Annotated in this window: 19 protein-coding genes and 1 tRNA gene; 6 read left to right on the plus strand and 14 right to left on the minus strand. The window is 65.0% G+C overall.

Features of this window, described 5'->3' with window-relative positions:
• The first annotated feature begins 106 nt into the window (after positions 1-106).
• The gene (locus AC5XE7_RS08175) at positions 107-1756 is read left to right on the plus strand and encodes a GMC family oxidoreductase (protein WP_495365612.1); all 1650 of its coding nucleotides are present in this window, start codon (positions 107-109) and stop codon (positions 1754-1756) included.
• A 168-nt stretch (positions 1757-1924) separates the two neighbouring features.
• Here the strand turns inward: AC5XE7_RS08175 and AC5XE7_RS08180 are convergent, their stop codons facing one another.
• From AC5XE7_RS08180 to AC5XE7_RS08215, 8 genes are all read right to left on the minus strand, one after another.
• The gene (locus AC5XE7_RS08180) at positions 1925-4552 is read right to left on the minus strand and encodes a DNA translocase FtsK (protein ID WP_495365613.1); all 2628 of its coding nucleotides are present in this window, start codon (positions 4550-4552) and stop codon (positions 1925-1927) included.
• A gap of 252 nt (positions 4553-4804) precedes the next feature.
• On the minus strand, positions 4805-5767 hold the full coding sequence (locus tag AC5XE7_RS08185; RefSeq protein ID WP_495365614.1) for a threonine ammonia-lyase: 963 nt from the start codon (positions 5765-5767) through the stop codon (positions 4805-4807).
• 12 nt (positions 5768-5779) lie between these two features.
• Positions 5780-6514 carry an amino acid ABC transporter ATP-binding protein gene (locus AC5XE7_RS08190; protein ID WP_495365615.1) on the minus strand — a complete coding sequence of 245 codons (735 nt, stop codon included), beginning with the start codon at positions 6512-6514 and terminating at the stop codon, positions 5780-5782.
• Positions 6511-7218 carry an ABC transporter permease gene (locus tag AC5XE7_RS08195; RefSeq protein WP_495365616.1) on the minus strand — a complete coding sequence of 236 codons (708 nt, stop codon included), beginning with the start codon at positions 7216-7218 and terminating at the stop codon, positions 6511-6513. Before AC5XE7_RS08195 ends, AC5XE7_RS08190 begins: the two co-directional genes overlap by 4 nt.
• Before the next feature lie 3 nt (positions 7219-7221).
• A complete protein-coding gene (locus tag AC5XE7_RS08200) occupies positions 7222-7887 on the minus strand; it encodes an ABC transporter permease (protein ID WP_239800151.1) in 666 nt (221 codons plus the stop codon).
• A gap of 54 nt (positions 7888-7941) precedes the next feature.
• The gene (locus AC5XE7_RS08205) at positions 7942-8727 is read right to left on the minus strand and encodes a transporter substrate-binding domain-containing protein (protein WP_183826187.1); all 786 of its coding nucleotides are present in this window, start codon (positions 8725-8727) and stop codon (positions 7942-7944) included.
• 25 nt (positions 8728-8752) lie between these two features.
• Positions 8753-9724 carry an ornithine cyclodeaminase family protein gene (locus AC5XE7_RS08210; RefSeq protein ID WP_495365618.1) on the minus strand — a complete coding sequence of 324 codons (972 nt, stop codon included), beginning with the start codon at positions 9722-9724 and terminating at the stop codon, positions 8753-8755.
• A 109-nt stretch (positions 9725-9833) separates the two neighbouring features.
• Positions 9834-11027 carry a M20 metallopeptidase family protein gene (locus tag AC5XE7_RS08215; RefSeq protein WP_495365619.1) on the minus strand — a complete coding sequence of 398 codons (1194 nt, stop codon included), beginning with the start codon at positions 11025-11027 and terminating at the stop codon, positions 9834-9836.
• Between the two features lie 145 nt (positions 11028-11172).
• Between AC5XE7_RS08215 and AC5XE7_RS08220 the strand changes: the two genes are divergently transcribed.
• Positions 11173-11811, plus strand: a complete 639-nt coding sequence (locus AC5XE7_RS08220) for a helix-turn-helix transcriptional regulator (RefSeq protein ID WP_239800154.1) — start codon at positions 11173-11175, stop codon at positions 11809-11811.
• A 39-nt stretch (positions 11812-11850) separates the two neighbouring features.
• Here the strand turns inward: AC5XE7_RS08220 and AC5XE7_RS08225 are convergent, their stop codons facing one another.
• Positions 11851-12522 carry an ankyrin repeat domain-containing protein gene (locus AC5XE7_RS08225; protein ID WP_495365620.1) on the minus strand — a complete coding sequence of 224 codons (672 nt, stop codon included), beginning with the start codon at positions 12520-12522 and terminating at the stop codon, positions 11851-11853.
• A 401-nt stretch (positions 12523-12923) separates the two neighbouring features.
• Between AC5XE7_RS08225 and AC5XE7_RS08230 the strand changes: the two genes are divergently transcribed.
• A complete protein-coding gene (locus AC5XE7_RS08230) occupies positions 12924-13661 on the plus strand; it encodes an SIS domain-containing protein (protein WP_495365621.1) in 738 nt (245 codons plus the stop codon).
• Between the two features lie 137 nt (positions 13662-13798).
• Here the strand turns inward: AC5XE7_RS08230 and AC5XE7_RS08235 are convergent.
• A tRNA-Leu gene (locus tag AC5XE7_RS08235) sits at positions 13799-13883 on the minus strand.
• A 241-nt stretch (positions 13884-14124) separates the two neighbouring features.
• On the opposite strand from AC5XE7_RS08235, the gene AC5XE7_RS08240 reads away from it, so the two are divergent.
• The gene (locus AC5XE7_RS08240) at positions 14125-15075 is read left to right on the plus strand and encodes a hypothetical protein (RefSeq protein WP_495365622.1); all 951 of its coding nucleotides are present in this window, start codon (positions 14125-14127) and stop codon (positions 15073-15075) included.
• Positions 15076-15184: 109 nt separating this feature from the next.
• A complete protein-coding gene (locus AC5XE7_RS08245; RefSeq protein ID WP_495365623.1) occupies positions 15185-16102 on the plus strand; it encodes a bifunctional methylenetetrahydrofolate dehydrogenase/methenyltetrahydrofolate cyclohydrolase in 918 nt (305 codons plus the stop codon).
• A 9-nt stretch (positions 16103-16111) separates the two neighbouring features.
• Here the strand turns inward: AC5XE7_RS08245 and edd are convergent, their stop codons facing one another.
• From edd to zwf, 3 genes are read right to left on the minus strand one after another with little or no spacing between them, the layout of a single operon-like run.
• A complete protein-coding gene (gene edd, locus AC5XE7_RS08250; protein ID WP_495365624.1) occupies positions 16112-17938 on the minus strand; it encodes a phosphogluconate dehydratase in 1827 nt (608 codons plus the stop codon).
• A 60-nt stretch (positions 17939-17998) separates the two neighbouring features.
• The gene (gene pgl / locus AC5XE7_RS08255) at positions 17999-18736 is read right to left on the minus strand and encodes a 6-phosphogluconolactonase (RefSeq protein ID WP_495365626.1); all 738 of its coding nucleotides are present in this window, start codon (positions 18734-18736) and stop codon (positions 17999-18001) included.
• A gap of 2 nt (positions 18737-18738) precedes the next feature.
• Positions 18739-20208, minus strand: a complete 1470-nt coding sequence (gene zwf / locus AC5XE7_RS08260; protein ID WP_280199002.1) for a glucose-6-phosphate dehydrogenase — start codon at positions 20206-20208, stop codon at positions 18739-18741.
• 263 nt (positions 20209-20471) lie between these two features.
• Here zwf and AC5XE7_RS08265 point away from each other — a divergent pair, with 263 nt between their 5' ends.
• Positions 20472-21218, plus strand: coding sequence for an SDR family oxidoreductase (locus tag AC5XE7_RS08265; RefSeq protein ID WP_495365627.1), 747 nt, complete (start codon positions 20472-20474; stop codon positions 21216-21218).
• A 52-nt stretch (positions 21219-21270) separates the two neighbouring features.
• Here the strand turns inward: AC5XE7_RS08265 and AC5XE7_RS08270 are convergent, their stop codons facing one another.
• Positions 21271-21966, minus strand: a complete 696-nt coding sequence (locus AC5XE7_RS08270; RefSeq protein WP_495365628.1) for an SH3 domain-containing protein — start codon at positions 21964-21966, stop codon at positions 21271-21273.
• Positions 21967-21989: the final 23 nt, after the last annotated feature.

A 21989-nucleotide genomic window follows, 5' to 3' on the forward strand; every position in this document is an offset into this window, starting at 1 on the left:
CGGACAGAAATGAAGATGCCGGAAGACGGTGCCCGTTATGGGCCAGCGGCTGAATTCCGTTGCGCTTCGGCTTGCGCGATGATCGGTTCTCGACCAAGAATTCGGCATGGAAACAGATCGCATGCCGGGCGGCCTCGATGCTGCCGACCAGGGGGCCGACCAAGGGGAATGGGATTACATCGTGGTCGGCGCCGGCTCGGCCGGCTGCGTCCTCGCCAACCGGCTGAGCGCGGATCCGAAAAACCGGGTGCTGCTGCTGGAGGCCGGCGGCAGCGACAATTACCATTGGGTGCATATCCCGGTCGGTTATCTCTACTGCATCGGCAATCCGCGCACCGACTGGTGCTATCGCACGGCTCAAGAGGCAGGCCTCAACGGCCGCTCGCTGCTCTACCCGCGGGGCAAGGTTCTGGGCGGCTGTTCCTCCATCAACGGCATGATCTACATGCGCGGGCAGGCGCGCGACTACGACCGCTGGCGCCAGATGGGCAATCCCGGCTGGGGCTGGGACGATGTGCTGCCGCTGTTTCGCCGCTCGGAGGATCACTATCTCCACGACAATGCAAGCCACGGCCGTGGCGGGCCGTTGCGCGTCGAGCGCCAGCGTCTGAGCTGGCCGATCCTCGATGCGGTGACTGAAGCCGCCGCCGAACTGGGAATTCCGGCAAGCGACGATTTCAATGCCGGCGACAATGAGGGCGCCGGCTACTTCGAGGTCAACCAGAAGAACGGCGTGCGCTTCAGCGCCGCCCGCGCCTTCCTGAAGCCCATCCGCAAGCGGCCCAATCTGCGCATCGTTACCCACGCAGCCGCCGAGCGCATCCTCTTCGACGGTAAGAAGGCAACGGCGCTCCTCTATCGGGGGCGCGACGGGCGGCTTTGCAGCGCCCGCATCGGGCGCGAGCTGCTTCTGTCGGCGGGCGCGATCAACTCACCGCAGCTTCTGCAACTGTCCGGTGTCGGCCCGGCGGGGCTGCTGAAGGCCAACGGCATCGAGGTGTGTCACGAGATGGCGGGCGTCGGCGAAAATCTGCAGGACCATCTGCAAATCCGCACGGCCTTTCGCATCGAGGGCGCGCGCACGCTGAACGAACGGCAGGCGAGCCTGTGGGGCAAGGCCGGCATCGCGCTGGAATATGCGCTGAAGCGCGCGGGCCCGATGGCGATGGCCCCCAGCCAGTACGGCATCTTCATGCGCTCCGATCCGCGCTTCGACACGCCCAACATCGAATTCCACATCCAGCCGCTGTCGCTGGAGACCTTCGGCGAGCCGCTGCACGATTTCCCGGCGGTCACCGTTTCGGTGTGCAATCTGCGCCCGGAATCACGCGGCCATGTGCGCATCAGTTCCGCCGATCCGCGCCAGCCGCCGCGGATCGCGCCGAACTATCTGTCCACCGATGGCGACCGCGAAGTGGCGGTGCAATGCGTGCAGCAGGCGCGAAGGCTGATGGCGACGAAACGCATGAGCGAATTCCGGCCGCAGGAGTTCAAGCCCGGCGCGCATATCTCGACGCCGGAGGAATTGTGGCGCGCCGCCGGCGACATCGCCACCACCATCTTCCATCCGGTCGGCACGGCGCGCATGGGCAGCGATGACGACGCCGTGGTCGATCCGCAGCTGAAGGTGCGGGGGCTGGAACGGCTGCGCGTCGTGGACGCCTCGATCATGCCCACTATCGTTTCCGGCAACACCCATGCGCCGACGGTGATGATCGCCGAAAAGGCATCCGACATGATCCTCGCCGCCCGCTAGAGCAGCGGGCGTTCTGACGAACGCAACCCCGCTGCTCCAGCTTGTTTTCTCCCGCCGCATTTGTGCGACGTCAGACGCTTCCGTCCGACTGCAAAATGCTCTGAAAGCAATTCGGCCGGCAGCGGTGAAGCGCTTCCGGCCGAACTGTTTCTCGCAGCGTGTTGCGGATCAGTCGAAGCCGCCCTGATCGGCATGGTCGCGCTTGCCCATCAGGATCTCGCGCTTGCCGACATGGTTCGGCGCACCGACAAGCCCTTCCTTTTCCATGCGTTCGACCAGCGAGGCGGCGCGGTTGTAGCCGACGCCGAGGCGGCGCTGAATATAGGAGGTGGAGCACTTCTTGTCGCGCATCACCACCTTCACCGCCTCTTCGAACAGGCTGTCGCCATCTTCCGCACCCATGGCGCTCTTGTCGAAGACGGCGCCTTCGTCGACCTCGGGTTCTTCCTCGTCTTCGTCGGCGGTCACAGTTTCCAGATATTCGGGACGGCCCTGCGTCTTCAGATGAGCTACGACCTGCTCGACCTCGTCGTCGGAGACGAAGGGGCCGTGCACGCGCGCGATGCGCCCGCCGCCTGCCATGTGCAGCATGTCGCCCTGTCCGAGCAGCTGTTCCGCGCCTTGCTCGCCGAGAATGGTGCGGCTGTCGATCTTCGAGGTGACCTGGAAGGAGATGCGGGTCGGGAAGTTCGCCTTGATGGTGCCGGTGATGACGTCCACCGAGGGGCGCTGCGTCGCCATGATCAGGTGGATGCCGGCGGCGCGCGCCATCTGGGCGAGGCGCTGGATCGCGCCTTCGATCTCCTTGCCGGCGACCATCATCAGGTCGGCCATCTCGTCGACGATGACGACGATATAGGGCATCGGCGACAGGTCGATCTCCTGCTCCTCGAAGGTCGGTTCGCCCGTGCCCTTCTCGAAGCCTGTCTGCACCTGCATGACCACGCTTTCGCCCTTGTCGCGGGCGGCGGCGGCGCGCTGGTTGTAGCCGTCGATGTTGCGCACGCCGAGCTTCGCCATCTTGCGATAGCGGTCCTCCATCTCGCGCACGGCCCATTTCAGCGCCGTGACCGCCTTCTTCGGGTCGGTCACGACCGGGGTGAGCAGATGCGGGATGCCGTCATAGACCGACAGTTCGAGCATCTTGGGATCGACCATGATGAGGCGGCATTCCTCCGGCTTCAGCCGGTAGAGCAGCGACAGGATCATGGTGTTGATGGCCACCGACTTGCCGGAGCCGGTGGTGCCGGCGACCAGCAGATGCGGCATCTTGGCAAGCTCGGCGATCACCGGTTCCCCGCCGATGGTCTTGCCGAGGCAGACCGCCAGCTTGGCGCTGCTCTCGCGAAAACTTTCCGATTCGATCATCTCGCGGAAATAGACCGTCTCGCGGGTTTCGTTGGGCAGCTCAATGCCGATCACGTTGCGGCCGGGAACGACGGCGACGCGCGCGGAAATGGCCGACATCGAACGCGCGATGTCCTCGGCGAGATTGATCACGCGGGAAGATTTCACGCCCGGCGCAGGCTCGAATTCATACAGCGTGACGACCGGGCCGGGGCGGACATGGATGATCTCGCCACGCACGCCGAAATCCTCCAGCACGCTTTCGAGAAGATCGGCATTCTGCTCCAGACGCTCCTGCGACATGTAGAAGCCCTGACCTTCAGGCGCTTCCTGCAGCAGATCCTCGGAGGGGAACTCATAGACATCGCCGGAGATTGCCTGCGTCACGCGCCCGGCCATCGGCAGCGTCGGTGCGCGCGGGGCCGGCATGGTGATCTCGACCGAGCGCGGCGTGCGGGCAGGCGCTTCCTGCACCGATGCCGCAGGCTGCGGGGCAGCCTTCGCGACGGGCTCTGATGCCGCTTCAGCCGGCGATGCGGGTGCCGCTTCCACAGTAACGGGAGCCACGGCGCCGGGCTCAGCGGACACAGCCACGGGGGCAGGGGCCGCAACCTGTTCCGCCGGTGCTTCGGCCGGCTGGAACTGAACGTTGAACGTGTTGGCCGTCACCGCACATTCGATCACCCGATAAAGCGTGGTGATGTCGGCATTGCGCAGCGCGGAAGCGGTGATGTGAGCACGTTCGGGCTGCTGTCTGCGCGCCATCGGTGTGAACGGTGCAGCGGATGCGGTGGCTGGTGCAGCCGCGTGGGGTCTTGCCGCGCCGCCGGTGCTTTCGCCTGCGGGGAATTCAGCCGCGAACTCGAAGAAGGCGTGGTCGGATAGATGAGCCCAGACACCGGCCTGTGTGGGTTCCGGCTCAGTCCGCGTCTGTGGCTCACCCGCGACCGGCTGCGGCGCCGGGGCCATGTCCGGGATCGGCTCGACGATCCGACCGGCGGCCACGGCCTGACGGGTGTTCACGGCAGGTGTCGCAGCGGCAGGTTGCGGTGCGGGCCGGGGCTCCGGCGCACGTGCTGGTGCGACGGGTGCGGGCTGCCGGGACTCCGCCGCGTGGGCTTCAGGGTACGTGCGGTCCTCGTCATCGCGAATCTTCCGGATTTCACGATCCGGCGTGCGGGTGAAGCGCACATTGGGGGCGAGGAAGAAATAGTTCTGATAGGTGGGGCGGGCGAATTCGCCATCGGCTGCGCCGAAGGTCGGGAACACCTCTCCGTTGCCGCGCGCCTGAACGTAGCTGGTGCCGGTGCCGTGCAGACTGGTCATGCGCGGCGCCTGCGGCTGCGGGGCGGCCTGCTGATATGCGGGCGCGCGCTGTTCCTGCCGAACGGGCTGCGGATCTTCATCCTGCGAAACCATGTTCGAAAAGTTAGCCCGGGATAGACGCATGGATGACATTTCAAGACTCGCCGATTGACTGCACCCCAAGCAATAGGAACCGATGGTTAACAGGTCCTTCCTGAGAGGCCCGCAGTCGCAAAATATCGATGGTCCTGACGCTCAGACCGTCCCGATTGGGGACAAGCCGCCACAAAACGCAGAAGAGGCGGGCCAGTCAGGCCCGCCTCGTCGCCGGCAAGTTCGGAAAAGGTTGACGTTTGCGATGCTCAGGCGGGCTGCCGTTGCGGCATCCCTTCCGGGTCAGCCAAGCGCGACGCGATGGATGGTCTGGCGATCGAAATTCGCACCGCACAGCAGCACCACGCTGGTCTGGCCGGCGCAGCGTTCCGCTACCTTGCTGAAACCTGCCAGCGCCAGCGCCGCCGAGCCTTCGACCAGCATGTTCTCATCCTGTGCCATGACGCGCAGCGCTGCCGCTATCTCGTCCTCGGAGCAGGCTACGACCTCGTCCACCACGGCTGTCGCCATCGGCAGAGTCAGCGTGTCATCGTCGATACCGCCGGCGACCGCATCGGCCAGCGTGTCGAGATGCTCGCATTCGACCACGCGTCCCGCCGCCATCGACAGGGCCAGCGCCTGCGAATGGGTTGCTGCCACGCCCCACACGCGGGTGCGCGGGCTGAAGGCTTTCAGCACAGCGCCGATACCGCTGATCAGGCCGCCGCCACCCATGGCGATGAAGACGTTGTCGACGCCGGCGCATTGTTCGAGCAACTCGATGCCGATCGTGCCCTGGCCGGCGATGACGTCGGCGTCATTGTAGGGCGAGATGTAGCGCCAGCCCTTTTCTGCGGCCAGCTTCTGGGCATGCAGTTCCGCAAGGCCGGTCTCGGCGCCATGCAGGATGACCTCGACGCCGTAGGAGCGGATCTTTTCCAGCTTGGACGGCACCACCGATTCCGGCAGCACCACCACGAGATCCTGACCGAGCGAGCGGGCGGCGCGCGAAGCGCCGATGCCGTGATTGCCGGAGGAGGCGGTGATCAGCTTCTGGCCGGGTGCGGCGGCGGTCATTACCGAGGCGGCGCCACGGATCTTGAATGAGCCGGTCAGCTGGAAATTCTCCGCCTTGAACAGAAGCTGTGTGCCTTCGGGGCCATAGCTGCCGCGTGCCGGAATCAGCGGGGTGCGGTAGACGTGGTCACGGATGCGGGCGCGCGCCTGCATGGATCGCGCCGCCGAGGCGAAAACGATGTCGGTCATTGCAATGGTCCTTCAGTGTGTCCGCGGCCCGATCTGACGTAGAAATTCGCGGGTGCGGTTGTGTTGCGGGTGGTCGAAGAAGGCATCGGGAGCCGCCTCCTCAAGGATCACGCCGCCATCCATGAACACGATGCGGTCGGCCACGTTGCGGGCGAAGCCCATTTCGTGGGTCACGACGATCATGGTCAGTCCTTCGCGCGAGAGGGCGGTCATCACGTCCAGCACCTCCTGCACCATTTCCGGATCGAGGGCCGAGGTGGGTTCGTCGAACAGCATCACCTTCGGCTTCATGCACAGCGCGCGTGCGATGGCGACGCGCTGCTGCTGCCCGCCCGACAGTTCGCGCGGATAGGATTTCGCCTTGGCGCCGAGCTGCATGCGCTCCAGCATCGCCATGGCCTGTGTTTCGGCTTCCGCGCGCGGCGTCCTGCGCACCCGGCGCATGGCCAGCGTGAGATTGTCGAGCACGTTCATGTGCGGAAACAGGTTGAACTGCTGGAACACCATGCCGACATCGCCGCCGAGTTCCAGCACGTTGGAGCAATCCGGCTTCAGCACGTGCCCGGCGATTTCGATGTCGCCGGCGCTGCGCTGCTCCAGCCCGTTGATGCAGCGAACCAGCGTCGATTTGCCCGAGCCGGAAGGGCCGCACAGCACGATGCGCTCGCCCTTGGCGACCTCGAGGCTGATGCCGTCCAGCACCTTTGTCTGCCCGTAATATTTGACGAGGTTGCGGACCTTGATCATGCGCTGGCCTCCGGTGCGGGGGTGCGTGTGCCGGTTATGCCGTAGCGGCGTTCGAGCAGGCGGAAGAGGAAGGTGAAGGCGAAGCCGATGGCGAGATAGAGAATGCCGGCGGTGATGAACACCTCGAACGGTGCGAAGGTGCGCGCGGTAAACGCCCGCGCCACGCCGGTGATCTCCATGATGGTGACAGCACTTGCCAGCGACGAGGATTTCAGAACCAGAATGATTTCATTGCCGATATTGGGCAGAAGTTCCCGGTAGACCTGCGGCAGCAGCACGTCGGTAAAGCGATGCCGGCGTGAAATGCCGAGCGAAATGCAGGCCTCAGTCTGGCCTTTGGGTACGCGGCGCAGCGCACCGGCAACGACTTCGGCCATGTAGGCGGCCGAGTTCAGGCTGATGGCGATGATGCCGCAATAGAGCGGTTCGCGCAGGATCGGCCACAGAATGCTGTTGCGGATCGCCGGAATCTGGCCGAGCCCGTAATAGATGATGAAGAGCTGCACCAGCAGCGGGCTGCCGCGGATGAGAAATGTGTAGATGGCGGCCGGCCAGCGCAGCAGCGGCGAGCTGGCCTGACGCGCAAGCCCCAGCGGCAGGGCGAGGATCTGGCCGAGCAGGAAAGAGGCGATCGTTATGATCAGGGTGAGCTGCAGCCCCTGCAGGACGACCGGCGCGGCCTTGATGAAAATATCCGGCGACATCGTCTACCTGCCTCTCGCCGCGCGCCGGTCGGCGGCGCCGATGATCAGTGTCGAAACGCCGGTGATGGCGACATAGAGCGCGCCGACCGTCAGATAGAAGGTCATCGGCGAATGGGTTGCGCCGGCTGCGACCACGCCCTTGCGCATCAGTTCCTCCAGCCCGATGATCGACACCAGCGCGCTTTCCTTCAGGATCACCAGCCACTGATTGCCAAGTCCCGGCACCGCGTAGGAGAGCATCTGCGGCAGCACCACGTCGCGGAAGGCGGTCATGCGGCCGAGGCCAAGGCTGGTGGCGGCTTCCCACTGGCCTTGCGGCACCGTCAGCAGCGCCCCGCGCAGGATTTCGGTGAGGTAGGCTCCGGACACCACCGACAGCGCACAGATGCCGGCGGTGAGCGCATTGACCTCGACATAGGTGCCGAAGGCACCGCTCAGCAGCACCGTGCCGCCGTAGAACACCAGAAAGATGATCAGCAGCTCCGGCAGGCCACGCACGATGGTGACATAGGCGGAGATGAACCATCTGAGCGGGCGCGGACCGAAATTCCAGCCGAACACCGCGAGAACGGCGATCAGCAGGCCGATCACGAAGCTGCCGGCGGCAACCTGCAGGGTCACCACCAGGCCCTGAAGAAGGTGCGGCAGATAGGTGAGGATCACGGACATCGGCGCTCCTGTCCCGTGCCTGCGCCGCCGTGAAGGCGGCGCAGGCAGCAAGGATTACTTGGCCTTGTAGGAGAGGTCGTAACCGAACCACTTGCTGGACAGCTCGGCGATCTTGCCGTCTGCCAGCATGGAAGTCACGGCATCATCGACGCGCTTCTTCAGCTCGTCGCTGCCCTTGCGCATGGCGATGGCGGTGCCGTTGCCGAACTCGGCGTAGTCGGCGCTCGACAGCAGCGGACCCGCGAGCGAAAGCTGGTCCTTGCGTGCTTCCATCAGCTGTTCCCAGACCGACTGCTCCAGCAGGCCGGCGTCGATGCGGCCGGCATTGAGGTCGTCGGCGATCTGCTCGTTGCGCTCGTAGAGGCGCGGCTCCGACTTCGGCAGATTGGTGCGCACCACGGCTTCGTGGGTGGAGCCGGTCTGCACGCCGATGACCTTGCCTTCAAGTGCTGCTTCAAGGTCTTCGCGCTTTTCGATCTTGGCGAGGTCGCTGCCGGCGGCAACGGCGAAGCGGTAGGGCGGCTCGGCATAGGCGCTGGAGAAATCGACCTGTTCGGCGCGCTCCTCGGTGATCGACATGCCGGAGATGACCATGTCGAACTTGCCGACCTGGAGAGCCGGCAGCAGGCCGTCGAACGCCTGGTTGGTCACGGTGCACTCGGCTTCGATGCGCTTGCACACTTCATCGATCACGTCGCGGTCGAAGCCGATGACGTCGCCGGCCTCATTGACCGATTCCCATGGCGGGAAGTCGGCGCTGGTGCCGACACGCAGATTGTCCGCCATCGCGGTGCCGGCCAGCAGGCAGGCGAGAAGGGAAGAAAGGGCAAGCGTCTTCATGATCTGGTTCCTGTTGAAACGTCGGTCAGCTCCGACCGTGCTGCGTCGCCGTGGCTCGTTCCAGAACGGTCCGGGCCATGGCGATATCCTGTGTGGCGACGCCGGTGAGGTCGGCAATGGTGATGTCTTCTGCCGCGCGGCGTCCCGCTGTCGTTCCTGCTAATACGGCGCCGAGCTCGATGCAATCGTCACGGCCGATCAAACCCGCTAAACAGGCATGCGAAAACTCACCGTGCCCCAGGCTCTGCGTCTTCATGTCGGATGCGCGGATGTCGGCGCGCGCGACGAGCGCCGTCTCCAGTTCCTGCTTGCCGGGGCCGTCGGCGCCCATGGCGGTGATGTGGGTGCCCGGCCGCACCCAGTCCGACCTGACCAGCGGTTCGGTCGACGGGGTGGTTGTGACGATGATGTCGGCCGCGCGGCAGGCGGCTTCGAGGTCGGCGGCGGGCGCGGCATCGAGCCCGTCCTGCGCCAGTTCGGCGACGATCGCAGCGGTTTTCTCAGGCGAACGGCCCCAGATGCGGAAGGAGAGCGGCCGGCCGGCAAGGGCTGCCAGCGCACGGCTCTGGTAGCGCGCCTGTATGCCGGTGCCGACGATCAGCACGTTGCCGGCATCGGCGCGCGCCAGCGCCAGCGTGGCCACCGCGCCGCCGATGCCGGTGCGCAGATCGGTCAGGTAGCCCTCGTCATTGAGGATGGCGCGCACTTCGCCGGTCTCGGCCGAGATGGCGAGGATGATGCCGGTGGAGGAGGGCAGGCCTTTGGCCGGATTGTCGTAGAAGCCGGCGGCAATCTTCACCGCGAAAATCGGGTCGCCGGCAATGTGCCCATACTTGATGTGGCAATCGCCATTGGTGGCGGGGAAGGCGATGTGACCGACAGGAGGAACGTTGCCGCGCCCGTCGGTGATGGCGACATAGGCGTCGCGCACGGCGGCGACGGCCCCTTCATCGACCGTGACGAGTTGTTCGATTTCGGCGCGCGAAAGCTGGATCATGATGGTCCCGGATGATTGAAAAATCGGCTCTTGCAGAGCCCGTGCCTCCCTTGCACACAGTTTCTAACAAGTCTTGGACTAAGTTGTCTATAATAAATTTTTTAGTCCATTATCCCGCCTGCGACAGGGCAAGTTCGGCCGAGCGAGCCAGAAGCATGGCTGCGGGCAAAATGATGTCGTCATTGAAGTCGTAGAGCGGCTGGTGCAGGCCGGCATCCTGTCTGAGCGGCCCGTTGCCGATCCACGCATAGGCGCCGGGCAGATGGACGAGGAAGTCGCCGAAATCGTCGCCCGCCATGCTGGGTCGCGTGTCGCCGGGCGCAAGGGTGAGGCCGGCAGCGCTGGCCGCCTGCCGCATGATGTCGCGCTCGGCCGCTGTGTTGACCACGGGCGGGCACAGGAACTCATCGAATTCGACCGCGCTGCGGCAGCCGGCAATGGCGGCGGCAGCGGCGGCGACGCTTTCGACGCGCGAGCGCAGAAGTTTGAGCGTTTCGGTGCGATAGGCGCGCAGCGTCCCGGTCAGCCGCGCTTCCTGCGGGATGATGTTCTGGGCATGACCGCCCTGAAAAGAGCCGACAGTTGCCACAGCACTTTCATGCGGATCGACGGCGCGTGCCACCGCCTGCTGGATGCCGGTCATGAAGTGGCCGCCGGCAAGCAGCGGGTCGCCCGCCATGTGTGGCATCGCGCCATGCGCGCCTTCACCCCGGAAGGTGACGGTGAATTCGCAGGTGCCGGCCATCACCGGACCGTCATGCACCACGACTTCGCCAGCCGTCAGCCCCGGCCAGTTGTGCAGCCCGAAAATGCGCTGCACCGGAAAACGGTCGAGCATGCCGGCCGCAACCATTTCGCGCGCGCCTCCGTAACGCTCTTCGGCGGGTTGGAAGACCAGATGCACCTTGCCGGCAAAGGCGCGGCTGCGCGCCAGATGCATGCCGGCCGCCAGCAATATGGTCATGTGGCCGTCATGCCCGCAGGCATGCATCTTTCCTGCCTGTTGCGAGGCATAGGGCAGTTGTGACAGTTCGGTGATTTCCAGCGCGTCCATGTCGGCGCGCAGGGCCACTGCCTGCCCGTCGCCCTGTCCCTCGCCCCGTCCCCTGATCGTGGCGACGATGCCGTGGCCGCCGATATTCGCCTCGAACGGAATGCCCGCTTCACGCAGCCTGTCGGCCACATAGGCGGCGGTCCATGCCTCTTCGCGCGCGATCTCCGGATGGGCGTGAAGCGCATGGCGGATGGCGACCAGTTTTTCACGATCTTCGGCAAGCGGGTGAGACATGGGCGGGTGAGACACGGGAACAACTCCGGATGTACTTTTCTGTCCAATTTGCATATACGGGTACAAAATCCAAGCCGATGCCTGCATCGTCCGCGATCCCGCTATGGCTGCATGTCATAGCGCGTTCGGGGCGGGCAAGGGCGAATTCAGGACGAAAACCATGCCGCAAGCGCCACGACCTTCTTCCGACGCGGCAGGGCATCTCGCCATCTTCCATCCCGTCTGCGACGCGTTTGCGCTGCTGCTTCAGCCGCATGCCGAAGTGGTTCTGCACGATCTGGCCACCGAGACCGTCGCCTACATCGCCAACAACTTCTCCCGCCGCGCGCTGGGCGAGCCGTCGCTGTTGCAGGAGATCGACTTTCGCCCGGAAGACCGGATGATCGGCCCCTATGAGAAGGTCAACTGGGACGGCAGGCGCATCAAGTCGATCAGCGCGGTCCTGCGGTCGCCGGAAGGCAGGCCGGTCGGCGTGCTGTGCATCAACATGGACGTGTCGCACATTCACGCCGCCATCGAGATGCTGAGCACATTTTCCGGCGTGGCGACCGATCAGGGCAAGCCCACGGCGCTGTTCAAGGACGACTGGCACGAGCGCATCAACGAATATGTCAGCGGCTGGACGCGCCGCCATGGCGTCGCCATCGCGGACATGACCCGCATGCAGAAGCAGCAGCTTGTGCGCGAATTGGCTCAGGACGGCGCCTTCAGCGGCAAGCATGCGGCCGCCTATATCTCGCGGGTGCTGCAGATGGGCCGGGCGACCGTCTACAACTATCTGCGCGACAGCGGGAACTGAAGCGCCGGTCCCGGCCTTTTCCTTAGTCGCAATGTTGCCCTACCGCGCGCCCGCTGCGGCGAGCGCCTGCTCCATCTCCCGGTAGCTGGCGTTGCGGGCATGTTGCAAAGGCGTCACGCCGTTTCCGTCCGCGAGGTTGACATCGGCGCCTGCCCTGACCAGCAGGTCGAGGATCTGCTGGTGACGCGGACCTCCGTCTCCGAGAATGATCGCCTCCAGCAAGGCGGTCCAGCCGAGATTGTTGACATGATCGACATCGACGCCGGCCTCGATCAGGGTGCGAACCGTTTCGACATGACCGCGCTCGGCCGCCGGAATAAGCGCTGTGCCGCCAAAGCGGTTGGTGCTTTTCAGGTCAGCTCCGTGCACCAGCGTCATCTTGAGGATCTCCAGATGGCCACGCGCGCCTGCATAGAGATAGGGGCTGTCGTCGATCCGGTCCTTTGCGTTGACGTCGGCGCCCGCCTCGATCAGCACCTGTGCAGCCTCGATGGCGTTAGCATGGGTCGCGGCCAGCAGCGCGGTGCGCCCTTCGCTGTCGCGCGCATCGATGTCGACGTCCTGTCCGAGCAGCCGGTCGATGGTGTCCGTGTCGTTGCCGGCGGCGGCGATGAAAAGTTCAGTTTCCTGCATGGATTGTCCAGAAGTGATAAGCGGGGAGGCCAGAAGCCCGAAGCAGAAGGCGATGCAGATGGCGAGTGTCTTGCGCATGAATCACCTCCTGAGGGAAGGATGAAGGCGGCAGCCGCCACCGGAAACGGCTTATGAGACGGAAGTCGTATTAGAAACCAGTAAAATATGAATACGCTCCGGTTATTTTGTGTCTCCCATGACAGAGGCTGCCGGCAGGTCGTCCTCTCTTTTATCGAAGCATCCCGCGGTTCTTCAGATTCGCTCTTCACGCCGTAGGCTGTTGTTTTTGCGCAGATCATAGCCCGGAAGCCGGGTTCCTTTCCGGTGATGGCGCAACTCCGGCAAGGAAGGATGGTTCAGGAGGCCGTGCCGTCCCGCTGCTTTTTCTGGCTCCAGATGGCGAAACTGATCTCGCCCGCCTCTTGATGGCGTGTGCCATTCAGCACACTATGCCGTGAAATGCCGGACGCGGAAATTTCATGAGCAACACGCCGACTGCCGCCGCCTATCTTGCCGAGCTTGCCCAGCGCATGGCGCAGCTCATGCATCTCAATGCCGATGCCATAGACGCTGCCGCCGATGCCGTGGAGCGCACCGCGATGGCCGATGGGCTCGCCTATATTTTCGGTACCGGCCACAGCCATATGCTGGCCGAGGAGGCGCATTACCGCGCGGGCGGTCTTGCCCTGACGGTGCCGATTCTGTCGTCATCGATGATGCTGCATGAAGGGGCCGTTGCCAGCACGGCGCTGGAACGTTTGCCGGGCGCGGTTGCGCCGGTTCTGAGCCGCTATCCGATCGGTGAGAAGGATGTTCTGTTCATCGTGTCGAACAGCGGCGTCAACGCGGCCACCATCGAGGCGGCCCAGATTGGCAAGGCGCACGGGGCAATCGTCATTGCCATAACCTCGCAGGACTATTCCCGGCAGGCGGCAAATGGGCGCGTGCGCGTTGCCGACATTGCCGACATCGTGCTCGACAATGGCGCACCGCCCGGCGATGCCGTCGTCGGCGTCCCCGGCTCGAAGCTGCGGGTCGGGCCGATCTCCACGTCCATCGGCGCGGCGCTTCTGAATGCGGTATTCGCGGAGGTTTCCGTGCGCGTGCAATCCGCGCAGGCGGCAGCACCCGTTTATCTCAGCGCCAACATGCCCGGCGCCGCGGAGGTCAACGAAAGCCTCATCGCGCGATATCGATCGCGCAATCCCCACCTGTAAGGAGGAAAGCTGGGCGATCGGGCTGAAATGCTTTTCCCTTTTGGGCAGAAGCCTTCAGTCGTCTTTCAGAACTAAGATCGGGAGAAACCTTCAACTACTTCAAGGTGCAGTTCCGCACCTGTCGGTTGAAAAGGGAATGGTGCCCAGAAGAGGACTCGAACCTCCACGCCTCGCGGCACACGGACCTGAACCGTGCGCGTCTACCAATTCCGCCATCTGGGCTGGTGGCGCTCATGTAAGCGGGCCGGATGATCCTGTCAACGCGCTTTTTCGACCTTGGCGAGATTTAGCCGGTGACGTGGATGGAAGGATGCGCAAAGTCGGTTGCGATTGTCCGGTCGGGCATCGGAAAGTGGTGCCTTGAGCATGTTCCGTCAAAAATTAACCTTTTATTTGCCCTGTACATTTAGCGTGTCTTAACCTTTGGCCGGCCGCTGCGGACGGTCATGAACTGGCAAGCGCGATGAGTGACCGACTGAGCCCCGAGGACTGGAGACGCGAGCGCGCCCTGGCGGCGCTGGCACGCGCCATGCGTGGCGAGGACGATGACAGCCCCGAGCGTTCGGTTCTGCAGAAGGGGCAGCCTCCGTCGACGGGTTCGCTTCTGTCGATGGCTCCGCCTGCGGAGGCAGCGAAAACGGCCATGGAAGACGATGCCGAGTGGCGCGCGATGGCTGCCGAACGCCATCGTCTGGCGCGCCTGCGGCGCGAGGCCGGCCGCAGCGACACCGGGCAGCCGGTGGCGGATGCCGAAGAGCCGATTCGTTCTCACCATCACGAAGCGTCCGTTCCACCGTTTCGCACAGGTGCCTTTGTTCCTGAGCCGCCTTTTTCCGAAGCCTCCGTTGCCGAAGTGCAGAGCGCCGACGGGGTGGCGCCGGAAAATCCGGCTTCCGGGGACCGCGATGCCCCTCGGGAGCCTGCCGCTCCACCGCCGGCGCAGGCGGAGAGCGTGCGGCGCATCGGCCTCAGGGAGGGCATTTTCCGCTCGAAGCCGGCAATCTATCGGCTGACGCTGCTGGGAGCCGTCCTCGGCGTGGCCTGTGCTGTGCTGCTGTGGAAGCAATATGGAGCGCTGATGGCGTTTCTGCCTCTGCTGGGCGTGATCATCGGCCTTGCCGCCGGGCTCCTGCTTGCAATCGTGCGCGGAATGCAAAAAGAGGCAGAGCCTTTGAGCGTGTCGCCCGCCATGCCGTCCTCCCCCGGATCTGTGCCGCCGCTGCCTCTTGGCGACGACGAATCATCCGGCCTGGCGAGCGCTTTCCGCCCTCAGCCGGTCGGTGACGAACCTTACACATCCGGCAGGGCCGCCTATGCCACGGCACAACCGCCTTCCGTGGAAGAAATCCGTGCCAGCCTGCGCCAGTTCCGCGCAGCGACGCAGGATCTGGCCCGCCGGCGCCACCCGCGCTGATTTCCGGTCTTCCGAAACACGCCTTTCGGGTTTAGGCATCCCCCGACGCATCGGCACTGCGTCGCGCTGCATCCTGGCGCGACCGGCGGCCGAACCAGTGGAGAAGGGCATGAGCACAGTCATCGATGGCAGGAAAACGGCGGCCGAGGTGGTCGAAAAGGTGAAGGCGCTGACCAGTGATCTCGCCGCGAAAGGGTTTTCCGCGTCCGGTCTTGGCGTGGTGCCCGGACTTGCAGTGTTGATCGTCGGCGAAGACCCCGCCAGTCAGGTCTATGTCGCCAACAAGTCGCGCACCGCGAAGGAATGCGGCTTCCATTCGGTGCAGCATACATTGGCCGCCGACACAGGCGAGGCCGATCTGCTGAAGCTGATCGGCGAGTTGAACGCCGATCCGGCCATCCACGGCATACTGGTGCAGCTTCCGCTGCCCGGCCATATCGACAGCGGCAAGGTCATTCAGGCCATCGCGCCGGAAAAGGACGTCGACGGCTTCACCTACGTCAATGTTGGCAAGCTTGGTGCCGGCGAATCGGCGACCGCCTTCGTGCCCTGCACCCCGGCCGGCTCCATGCTGCTGATCGAGCGCGTGCGCGGCCGGGATCTGTCCGGCCTGAACGCGGTCGTCATCGGCCGCTCCAACATAGTCGGCAAGCCGATGGCCAATCTTCTGCTGGCCGCCAATTGCACGGTGACGGTCGCGCATTCGCGCACGAAGGATTTGCCCGCGCTTGCCCGCACGGCCGATATTCTGGTGGCGGCGGTCGGGCGGCCGGAAATGGTGAAGGGCGACTGGGTGAAGCCCGGCGCCACGGTGATCGATGTCGGCATCAACCGCATTCCCGCGCCCGAAAAGGGCGAGGGAAAGACAAGACTGGTCGGAGACGTTGACTATGCGCAAGCCGCAGAAGTCGCGGGCGCGATCACGCCGGTTCCGGGGGGCGTCGGCCCGATGACCATCGCCATGCTGATGGCCAACACGGTGGTGTCGGCCTGTCTCGCTGCGGGGCTTGCCCGGCCGGAATTCTGATCTGTCCGATCAGGCCGCGTTTCCGAAGGCGCTGGCTCCCTGATCAGCGCGTCCGGCCAGATGCCGGAAGCCGGCAAACAGCTCGCGCCCGAAGCCGAATTCGTTTCCGGACAGGTCCGGATGCGGTTCGGGCCGCAGTGCCAGATCGGCGGCGGACACCAGAAGCTCCAGCGTGCCAGTGGTCGCGTCGAGTCGCACGACGTCGCCGTCGCGGATCTTTCCGATCACCCCGCCTTCCAGCGCCTCGGGCGTGACGTGAATGGCCGCCGGCACCTTGCCGGAAGCACCCGACATGCGCCCGTCGGTGACGAGCGCGACGCGCTGGCTGCGGTCCTGCAATATGCCGAGCACGGTGGTGAGCCGGTGCAGTTCCGGCATGCCGTTGGCCTTCGGGCCCTGGAAGCGGATGACGGCGATGAAATCGCCGGTCAGCGCGCCGGCCTTGAAGGCGTCGTTGAGGCCTTGCTGGCTGTCGAAGACGCGCGCCGGCGCCTCGATCACATGCCGTTCCGGCTTGACGGCGGAGGTCTTGATGATGGCGTGGCCGATATTGCCGGCCAGAACCTTGAGGCCGCCGGTCGGCTGGAATGCCCTGGCGAAGGGGGCCAGCACCTTTTCGTCGCCGCTGTCGCGCGGGGCGGGATCGCGCACCACCGAGCCGTCGGGACCGAGCCGGGCCTCCACGGTATAGCCGCGCAAACCCTCGCCCCACACGGTCTGCACGTCCTCGTGCAGCAGGCCGGCGTCGAGCAGCTCGCGGATCAGGAAGCCCATGCCGCCGGCGGCCGCGAAATGGTTCACGTCGGCAAGCCCGTTCGGATAGACCCGCGCCAAGAGCGGCACGGCTTCGGAAAGATCGGAAATGTCCTGCCATGTCAGCCGGATGCCGGCCGCCGCCGCCATGGCGATGAGGTGAATGGTGTGGTTGGTCGAGCCGCCGGTGGCGTGCAGTCCGACCACGCCGTTGACGATGGCGCGCTCGTCGATCATGCGCCCGGCCGGAATATAGTCGTTGCCGAGCCGGGTGATGGCGAGCGCGCGCCTGGCCGCTTCCCTGGTCAGTGCGTCGCGCAGCGGTGTGCCCGGGTTGACGAAGGAGGCGCCCGGCGTGTGCAGGCCCATGATCTCCATCAGCATCTGGTTGGAATTGGCGGTGCCGTAGAAGGTGCAGGTGCCGGGCCCGTGGTAGGACTTTGATTCGGCATCCAGCAGCTCGGCGCGGCCGACCTTGCCTTCTGCATAGAGCTGGCGCACGCGCGCCTTCTCGTCATTGGGCAGGCCCGAGGTCATCGGTCCGGCCGGAATGAACACGGCCGGCAGATGGCCGAAGGTGAGTGCCGCGATCAGCAGGCCGGGCACGATCTTGTCGCAGACGCCGAGGAAGACGGCGGCGTCGAACATGTTGTGCGACAGGCCGACGGCCGCCGCCATGGCGATCACGTCGCGCGAGAACAGCGACAACTCCATGCCGGGCATGCCTTGTGTCACGCCATCGCACATGGCCGGCACGCCGCCCGCCACCTGTGCGATGCCGCCGGCCTCGCGGGCCGCCTGCTTGATCAGCGCGGGGAAGGTCTCGAAAGGCTGGTGGGCGGAGAGCATGTCATTATAGGCGGTGACGATGCCGAGGTTCGGCACCACGTCGCCCGAAAGCGCGGTCTTTTCCTGCGGGCTGCAGACGGCGAAGCCGTGGGCAAGGTTGCCGCACGAGAGCACCGAACGGTTGGCGGCCTTGCCGGCTGCGTCGGAGATGCGGCCGAGATAGGCCTCGCGGCTGGCGCGCGAGCGCTCCCTGATCCGGTCCGTGATGGCTTGGATGTCGCTTCTGGCTGTCATCGGATTGATCCTTTCGTGGGCCGCCCTGTGCCGGCGGCATGCACCTGGCCCTTGTCGCGGTCAGGGGGCCCAGAACACGTTGACCGGGCGCGGCGATGCCTCGATCACCGCCCGGATCGGTTTTCTGTCGTCGCCCTGAATGGCCGCCTGCATGGCCGCTTCGAAGACCGCGCGCTTTTCGGGTCCCTCGATGTGCAGGGCGAGAAAGCCTGCTCCGGTCAGCTGGGGCATGGACAATGTCAGGCGCGGCTCGCCCGCACTGGCTGCTTCGACCGGCAGCACGATGCGCGCATTGTGCGGGTCGAGCAGGTCTGGGAGCGTGTCGGCGTCGGGGAAGAACGACGCGGTGTGGCCGTCCGTTCCCATGCCGAGCACGGCTGCGTCGAGCGGCCATGGCAGCGCGGCGAGTTCCGCTTCGGCGGCAATCGCCGCCGCGTCCGCACTGTCTGCGGCATGATAAAGCGGCGCGAAGCGGGCGGCGGAGGCCGCATTGCGCAGGAGCGTATCGGCCACCAGCGCCGCATTGGAGCGCGGCGAGGATGGCGGCACGAAGCGCTCGTCCACCAGCGTCACCGTCACCTTGTCCCATGCGATCGGGCGGCTGGAAAGTGCTGCGAAAAAGCGCCCCGGCGTGGTGCCGCCGGAGACGGCGAGAAAACCAGCCCCGCGGCGTTCGATGGCTGCGCTAAGTGTTTGCGCCACCCGATCGGCCAGAGTTTCGGCCAGTGCCTCGCGGTCCGAAAAGGCGGTCCAGTCGTAGCCCTGTGTCGCCGCTTGTGCTATCTCCTGCGCCGTCATCGTCAGGTGCTTTCATGCCAGGTGCGCCCGTCGCGCTCGATCAACGCGATGGAGGCGGACGGACCCCAGGTGCCGGCGGTGTAGCCCTGCACCTCCTGCCGCGAGCCTTCCCATGCCTGCTGGATCGGATCGATCCAGCTCCACGCCGCCTCGACCTCGTCGCGGCGCATGAACAGGGTCTGGTTGCCGCGCACAACATCCATGATGAGGCGCTCATAGGCGTCCGGGGCGCGGCCCTTGAAGGATTGGGCGAAGCTCATGTCGAGGGGAATCTGGCGCAGACGCATGCCGCCCGGACCCGGGTCCTTGATCATAATGAACTGCTTGACGCCCTCGTCCGGCTGCAGGCGGATGACGAGTTGGTTGGCGAAGATCGGTCCCGCCCCGTCGCCGAAGATGGAATGCGGGATCGGCTTGAACTCGATGACGATCTCGGAGACGCGGGTGGCCAGCCGCTTGCCGGTTCGGAGATAGAAGGGCACGCCCGCCCAGCGCCAGTTCTCGATCTCGGCACGGATGGCAACGAAGGTTTCGGTGCCGCTCTCGCTGCCCAGCTCCTCGACATAGCCTTTCACCGGACCGCCGGCGGAAGCTCCGGCGCGGTATTGTCCGCGCACCGTGTGCCTTGGGGCCTCGTTGCCGTTGATGCGCTTCAGCGCGCGCAGCACTTTCAGCTTCTCGTCGCGCACGGCATTGGCCTCCATCGAGGCGGGCGCCTCCATGGCGACAAGGCAGAGCAGCTGCAGCAGATGGTTCTGCACCATGTCGCGCAGCGCGCCGGCCTTGTCGTAATAGGTGACCCGGTCCTCAAGCCCCACCGTCTCGGCCACGGTGATCTGCACATGGTCGATATGGGCCGAGTTCCACAGGGGCTCGTAGAGCGCATTGGCGAAGCGCAGCGCCATCAGGTTCTGGACCGTCTCCTTGCCCAGATAGTGGTCGATACGAAAGATCTGGCTTTCACGGAAGTTCTCGCCGACGAGGTCGTTGAGCTCCCGCGCCGAATCGAGGTCGCGTCCGAGCGGCTTTTCCAGCACGATGCGCGAGGCAGGGGTGATGAGGTCGTGTGATTTCAGGTTGCGCGAGATGTCGCCGAACAGGGACGGCGCCACCGCCAGATAGAAGGCGCGGATCGTCTTGCTGTCGCCGATTGCGGCCTTCAGGTCGTCGAAGCCATCGCCGCTGACTGCATCAGCCGCTACATAGGAGAGGCGGGCAAGGAACTCGTCCAGTTCCGCCTTGTCGATATATTCGGGCGCGACATGCTCTTCGATGGCCTTGCGGGCAAAGGTGCGGAACTCGTCGTCGCTCATCTTCGTGCGCGAGGTGCCGATGATCCGCGTCGGCTCGGAAAACTGGTGGTCGCGCTGCCGGTGATAGAGCGAGGGCAGGAGCTTACGCTCCGACAGGTCGCCGGTGCCGCCGAAGATGATGAAATCGAAGGGATCGACGGGGATGATCTGACTGGTCATGACATATCCGTTCTGTCTCGCGTCGGGCGATTACGCTGATATAATCTAATCGATTTAATTTGGCCAGTGCCATGGCGTCGCATTGCTGCGATTGTTACGAATCCCGCTGAGCGAATTCGATGATAGCGGATGCCGGCGCGATCCGGTCATCCTGTTATTCTAGGGCGCGGCAAGGCCGGAACCAGAGAAAACGTGCGACATGGTGCCAGTAGCAGCGTGCAGCAGTCGATGAATAATCGTCAGTCAGAATGAAAGAGCAGGACATGAGATTGAAGGACAAGGTCGCGGTGGTGACCGGGGCAGCAGCAGGATTTGGCGAGGGCATCGCCCGGCGGTTCGCGCAAGAGGGCGCGAAAGTCGTTGTCGCCGATCTCAATGCGCGCGGCGCGGCCGAGCTGGCCGATGACATCGGGAACGACGCGATCGCCGTCACCACCGACGTTTCCAAGCGCGCCGATGTCGAGCAGATGATCTATGCCGCCAAGAACGCCTTCGGCCGGGTCGACATCGTCGTCAACAATGCTGGCTTCACCCATCGCAACGGCGATCTTCTGAATGTCGACGAGCCGACCTTCGATCTGATCACGGCGGTCAACATGAAGGCGATCTATTACAGCACGCTGGCGGCGGTGCCGACCATGCAGCGGCAGGGTGGCGGCGTCATCCTCACCACGGCATCGACGGCCGGCCTGCGGCCGCGTCCGGGACTGACATGGTACAACGCTTCCAAGGGCTGGGCGATCACCGCCACCAAGTCGATGGCGGTGGAGCTTGCGCCGCATAATATTCGCGTCAACTGCCTCTGCCCGGTGGCGGGCGACACGGCGATGCTTGAACGCTTCATGGGCTCCGACACGCCGGAGCTGCGCGAGAAGTTTCGTGCTTCGGTGCCGCTGGGACGGCTGTCGACGCCGCTCGATGTCGCCAATGCCGCGCTGTGGCTTGCTTCCGACGAGGCGGCCTTCATCACCGGCGTGGCGCTGGAGGTCGATGGCGGCCGCTGCGTCTGAAACATCTCAGCCCGGATCACCAAAAGGCATTTATGGATGCCGGTCGCCCTGCTCAGTCGCGGTCCAGAAAATCCTTGTAGATGAAGCCGCGCTGATCCTTGTGGATGATCTCACACCATGAATCGCAGGAGATCACCTTCACTTCGGTGCCGCCGGGAATGGTGCCGATGGCATCGCCGCCGGGGCCGGCGCGGAAGGTGACGCCGCGGATGATGCGGCCATTGCCGGCAGCCGTTTTCTGAGCGGCGGCCTTCTGAGCCGGCGGGCTCGGCCGGGCTGCCGGAATAGCGGCTGTCTGCGTGCCGGTGCTCTCCGATTCGGGGGGCGTGGCCGGGTCCGTGCCGGCATCGGGGACGATGATGGCAGCGGCAGCCTGCTGGTCGATCTCGGGAACCTTCGGCTCCGGCATCAGGGCCAGCGGCTGGATTTCGGGCTCGGGGGCCGGGTCGGCCACCGCAACGGGGGCCAGCGGGGTAGGATCCGGCGCTGCAGGGTTCTGCGCGGCCACGGGCGCTGCTTCCGCTGCTATTTCCTGCGGCCCGGCCCGGGCCAGAACCGGCTTTTCGGCGCGGGGCAGCGTGAACCAGAAAGCAGTGACGGCAATGGCGATGAAGACAAGGCTGCCGATCCCGGCGATGACGAGATGCGAATGCTCCTTGATCTGGTGCCAGCCGGATGGCGGTGCACTATACCCATACTGAACCGAACGCTGCCGTCTCGGTTTGCCGAAAACCGGTAGACCTCTCACTTCGCAGACTCCAAAGAACCGGC

It is taken from the genome of Aquamicrobium sp. YD-1-mutant5, assembly GCF_059509755.1.

What these genes read in the sequence shown, in the direction of transcription:
- AC5XE7_RS08230 (WP_495365621.1), top strand. Translation starts at nt 12,924, where the DNA reads ATGAGCAACACGCCGACTGCCGCCGCCTATCTTGCCGAGCTTGCCCAG.
- pgl (WP_495365626.1), bottom strand. Translation starts at nt 18,736, where the DNA reads ATGACGGCGCAGGAGATAGCACAAGCGGCGACACAGGGCTACGACTGG.
- AC5XE7_RS08175 (WP_495365612.1), top strand. Translation starts at nt 107, where the DNA reads ATGGAAACAGATCGCATGCCGGGCGGCCTCGATGCTGCCGACCAGGGG.
- AC5XE7_RS08210 (WP_495365618.1), bottom strand. Translation starts at nt 9,724, where the DNA reads ATGATCCAGCTTTCGCGCGCCGAAATCGAACAACTCGTCACGGTCGAT.
- AC5XE7_RS08220 (WP_239800154.1), top strand. Translation starts at nt 11,173, where the DNA reads ATGCCGCAAGCGCCACGACCTTCTTCCGACGCGGCAGGGCATCTCGCC.
- AC5XE7_RS08200 (WP_239800151.1), bottom strand. Translation starts at nt 7,887, where the DNA reads ATGTCCGTGATCCTCACCTATCTGCCGCACCTTCTTCAGGGCCTGGTG.
- zwf (WP_280199002.1), bottom strand. Translation starts at nt 20,208, where the DNA reads ATGACCAGTCAGATCATCCCCGTCGATCCCTTCGATTTCATCATCTTC.
- AC5XE7_RS08245 (WP_495365623.1), top strand. Translation starts at nt 15,185, where the DNA reads ATGAGCACAGTCATCGATGGCAGGAAAACGGCGGCCGAGGTGGTCGAA.
- AC5XE7_RS08225 (WP_495365620.1), bottom strand. Translation starts at nt 12,522, where the DNA reads ATGCGCAAGACACTCGCCATCTGCATCGCCTTCTGCTTCGGGCTTCTG.
- AC5XE7_RS08205 (WP_183826187.1), bottom strand. Translation starts at nt 8,727, where the DNA reads ATGAAGACGCTTGCCCTTTCTTCCCTTCTCGCCTGCCTGCTGGCCGGC.
- AC5XE7_RS08265 (WP_495365627.1), top strand. Translation starts at nt 20,472, where the DNA reads ATGAGATTGAAGGACAAGGTCGCGGTGGTGACCGGGGCAGCAGCAGGA.
- AC5XE7_RS08240 (WP_495365622.1), top strand. Translation starts at nt 14,125, where the DNA reads ATGAGTGACCGACTGAGCCCCGAGGACTGGAGACGCGAGCGCGCCCTG.
- AC5XE7_RS08180 (WP_495365613.1), bottom strand. Translation starts at nt 4,552, where the DNA reads ATGCGTCTATCCCGGGCTAACTTTTCGAACATGGTTTCGCAGGATGAA.
- AC5XE7_RS08190 (WP_495365615.1), bottom strand. Translation starts at nt 6,514, where the DNA reads ATGATCAAGGTCCGCAACCTCGTCAAATATTACGGGCAGACAAAGGTG.
- AC5XE7_RS08195 (WP_495365616.1), bottom strand. Translation starts at nt 7,218, where the DNA reads ATGTCGCCGGATATTTTCATCAAGGCCGCGCCGGTCGTCCTGCAGGGG.
- AC5XE7_RS08185 (WP_495365614.1), bottom strand. Translation starts at nt 5,767, where the DNA reads ATGACCGACATCGTTTTCGCCTCGGCGGCGCGATCCATGCAGGCGCGC.
- edd (WP_495365624.1), bottom strand. Translation starts at nt 17,938, where the DNA reads ATGACAGCCAGAAGCGACATCCAAGCCATCACGGACCGGATCAGGGAG.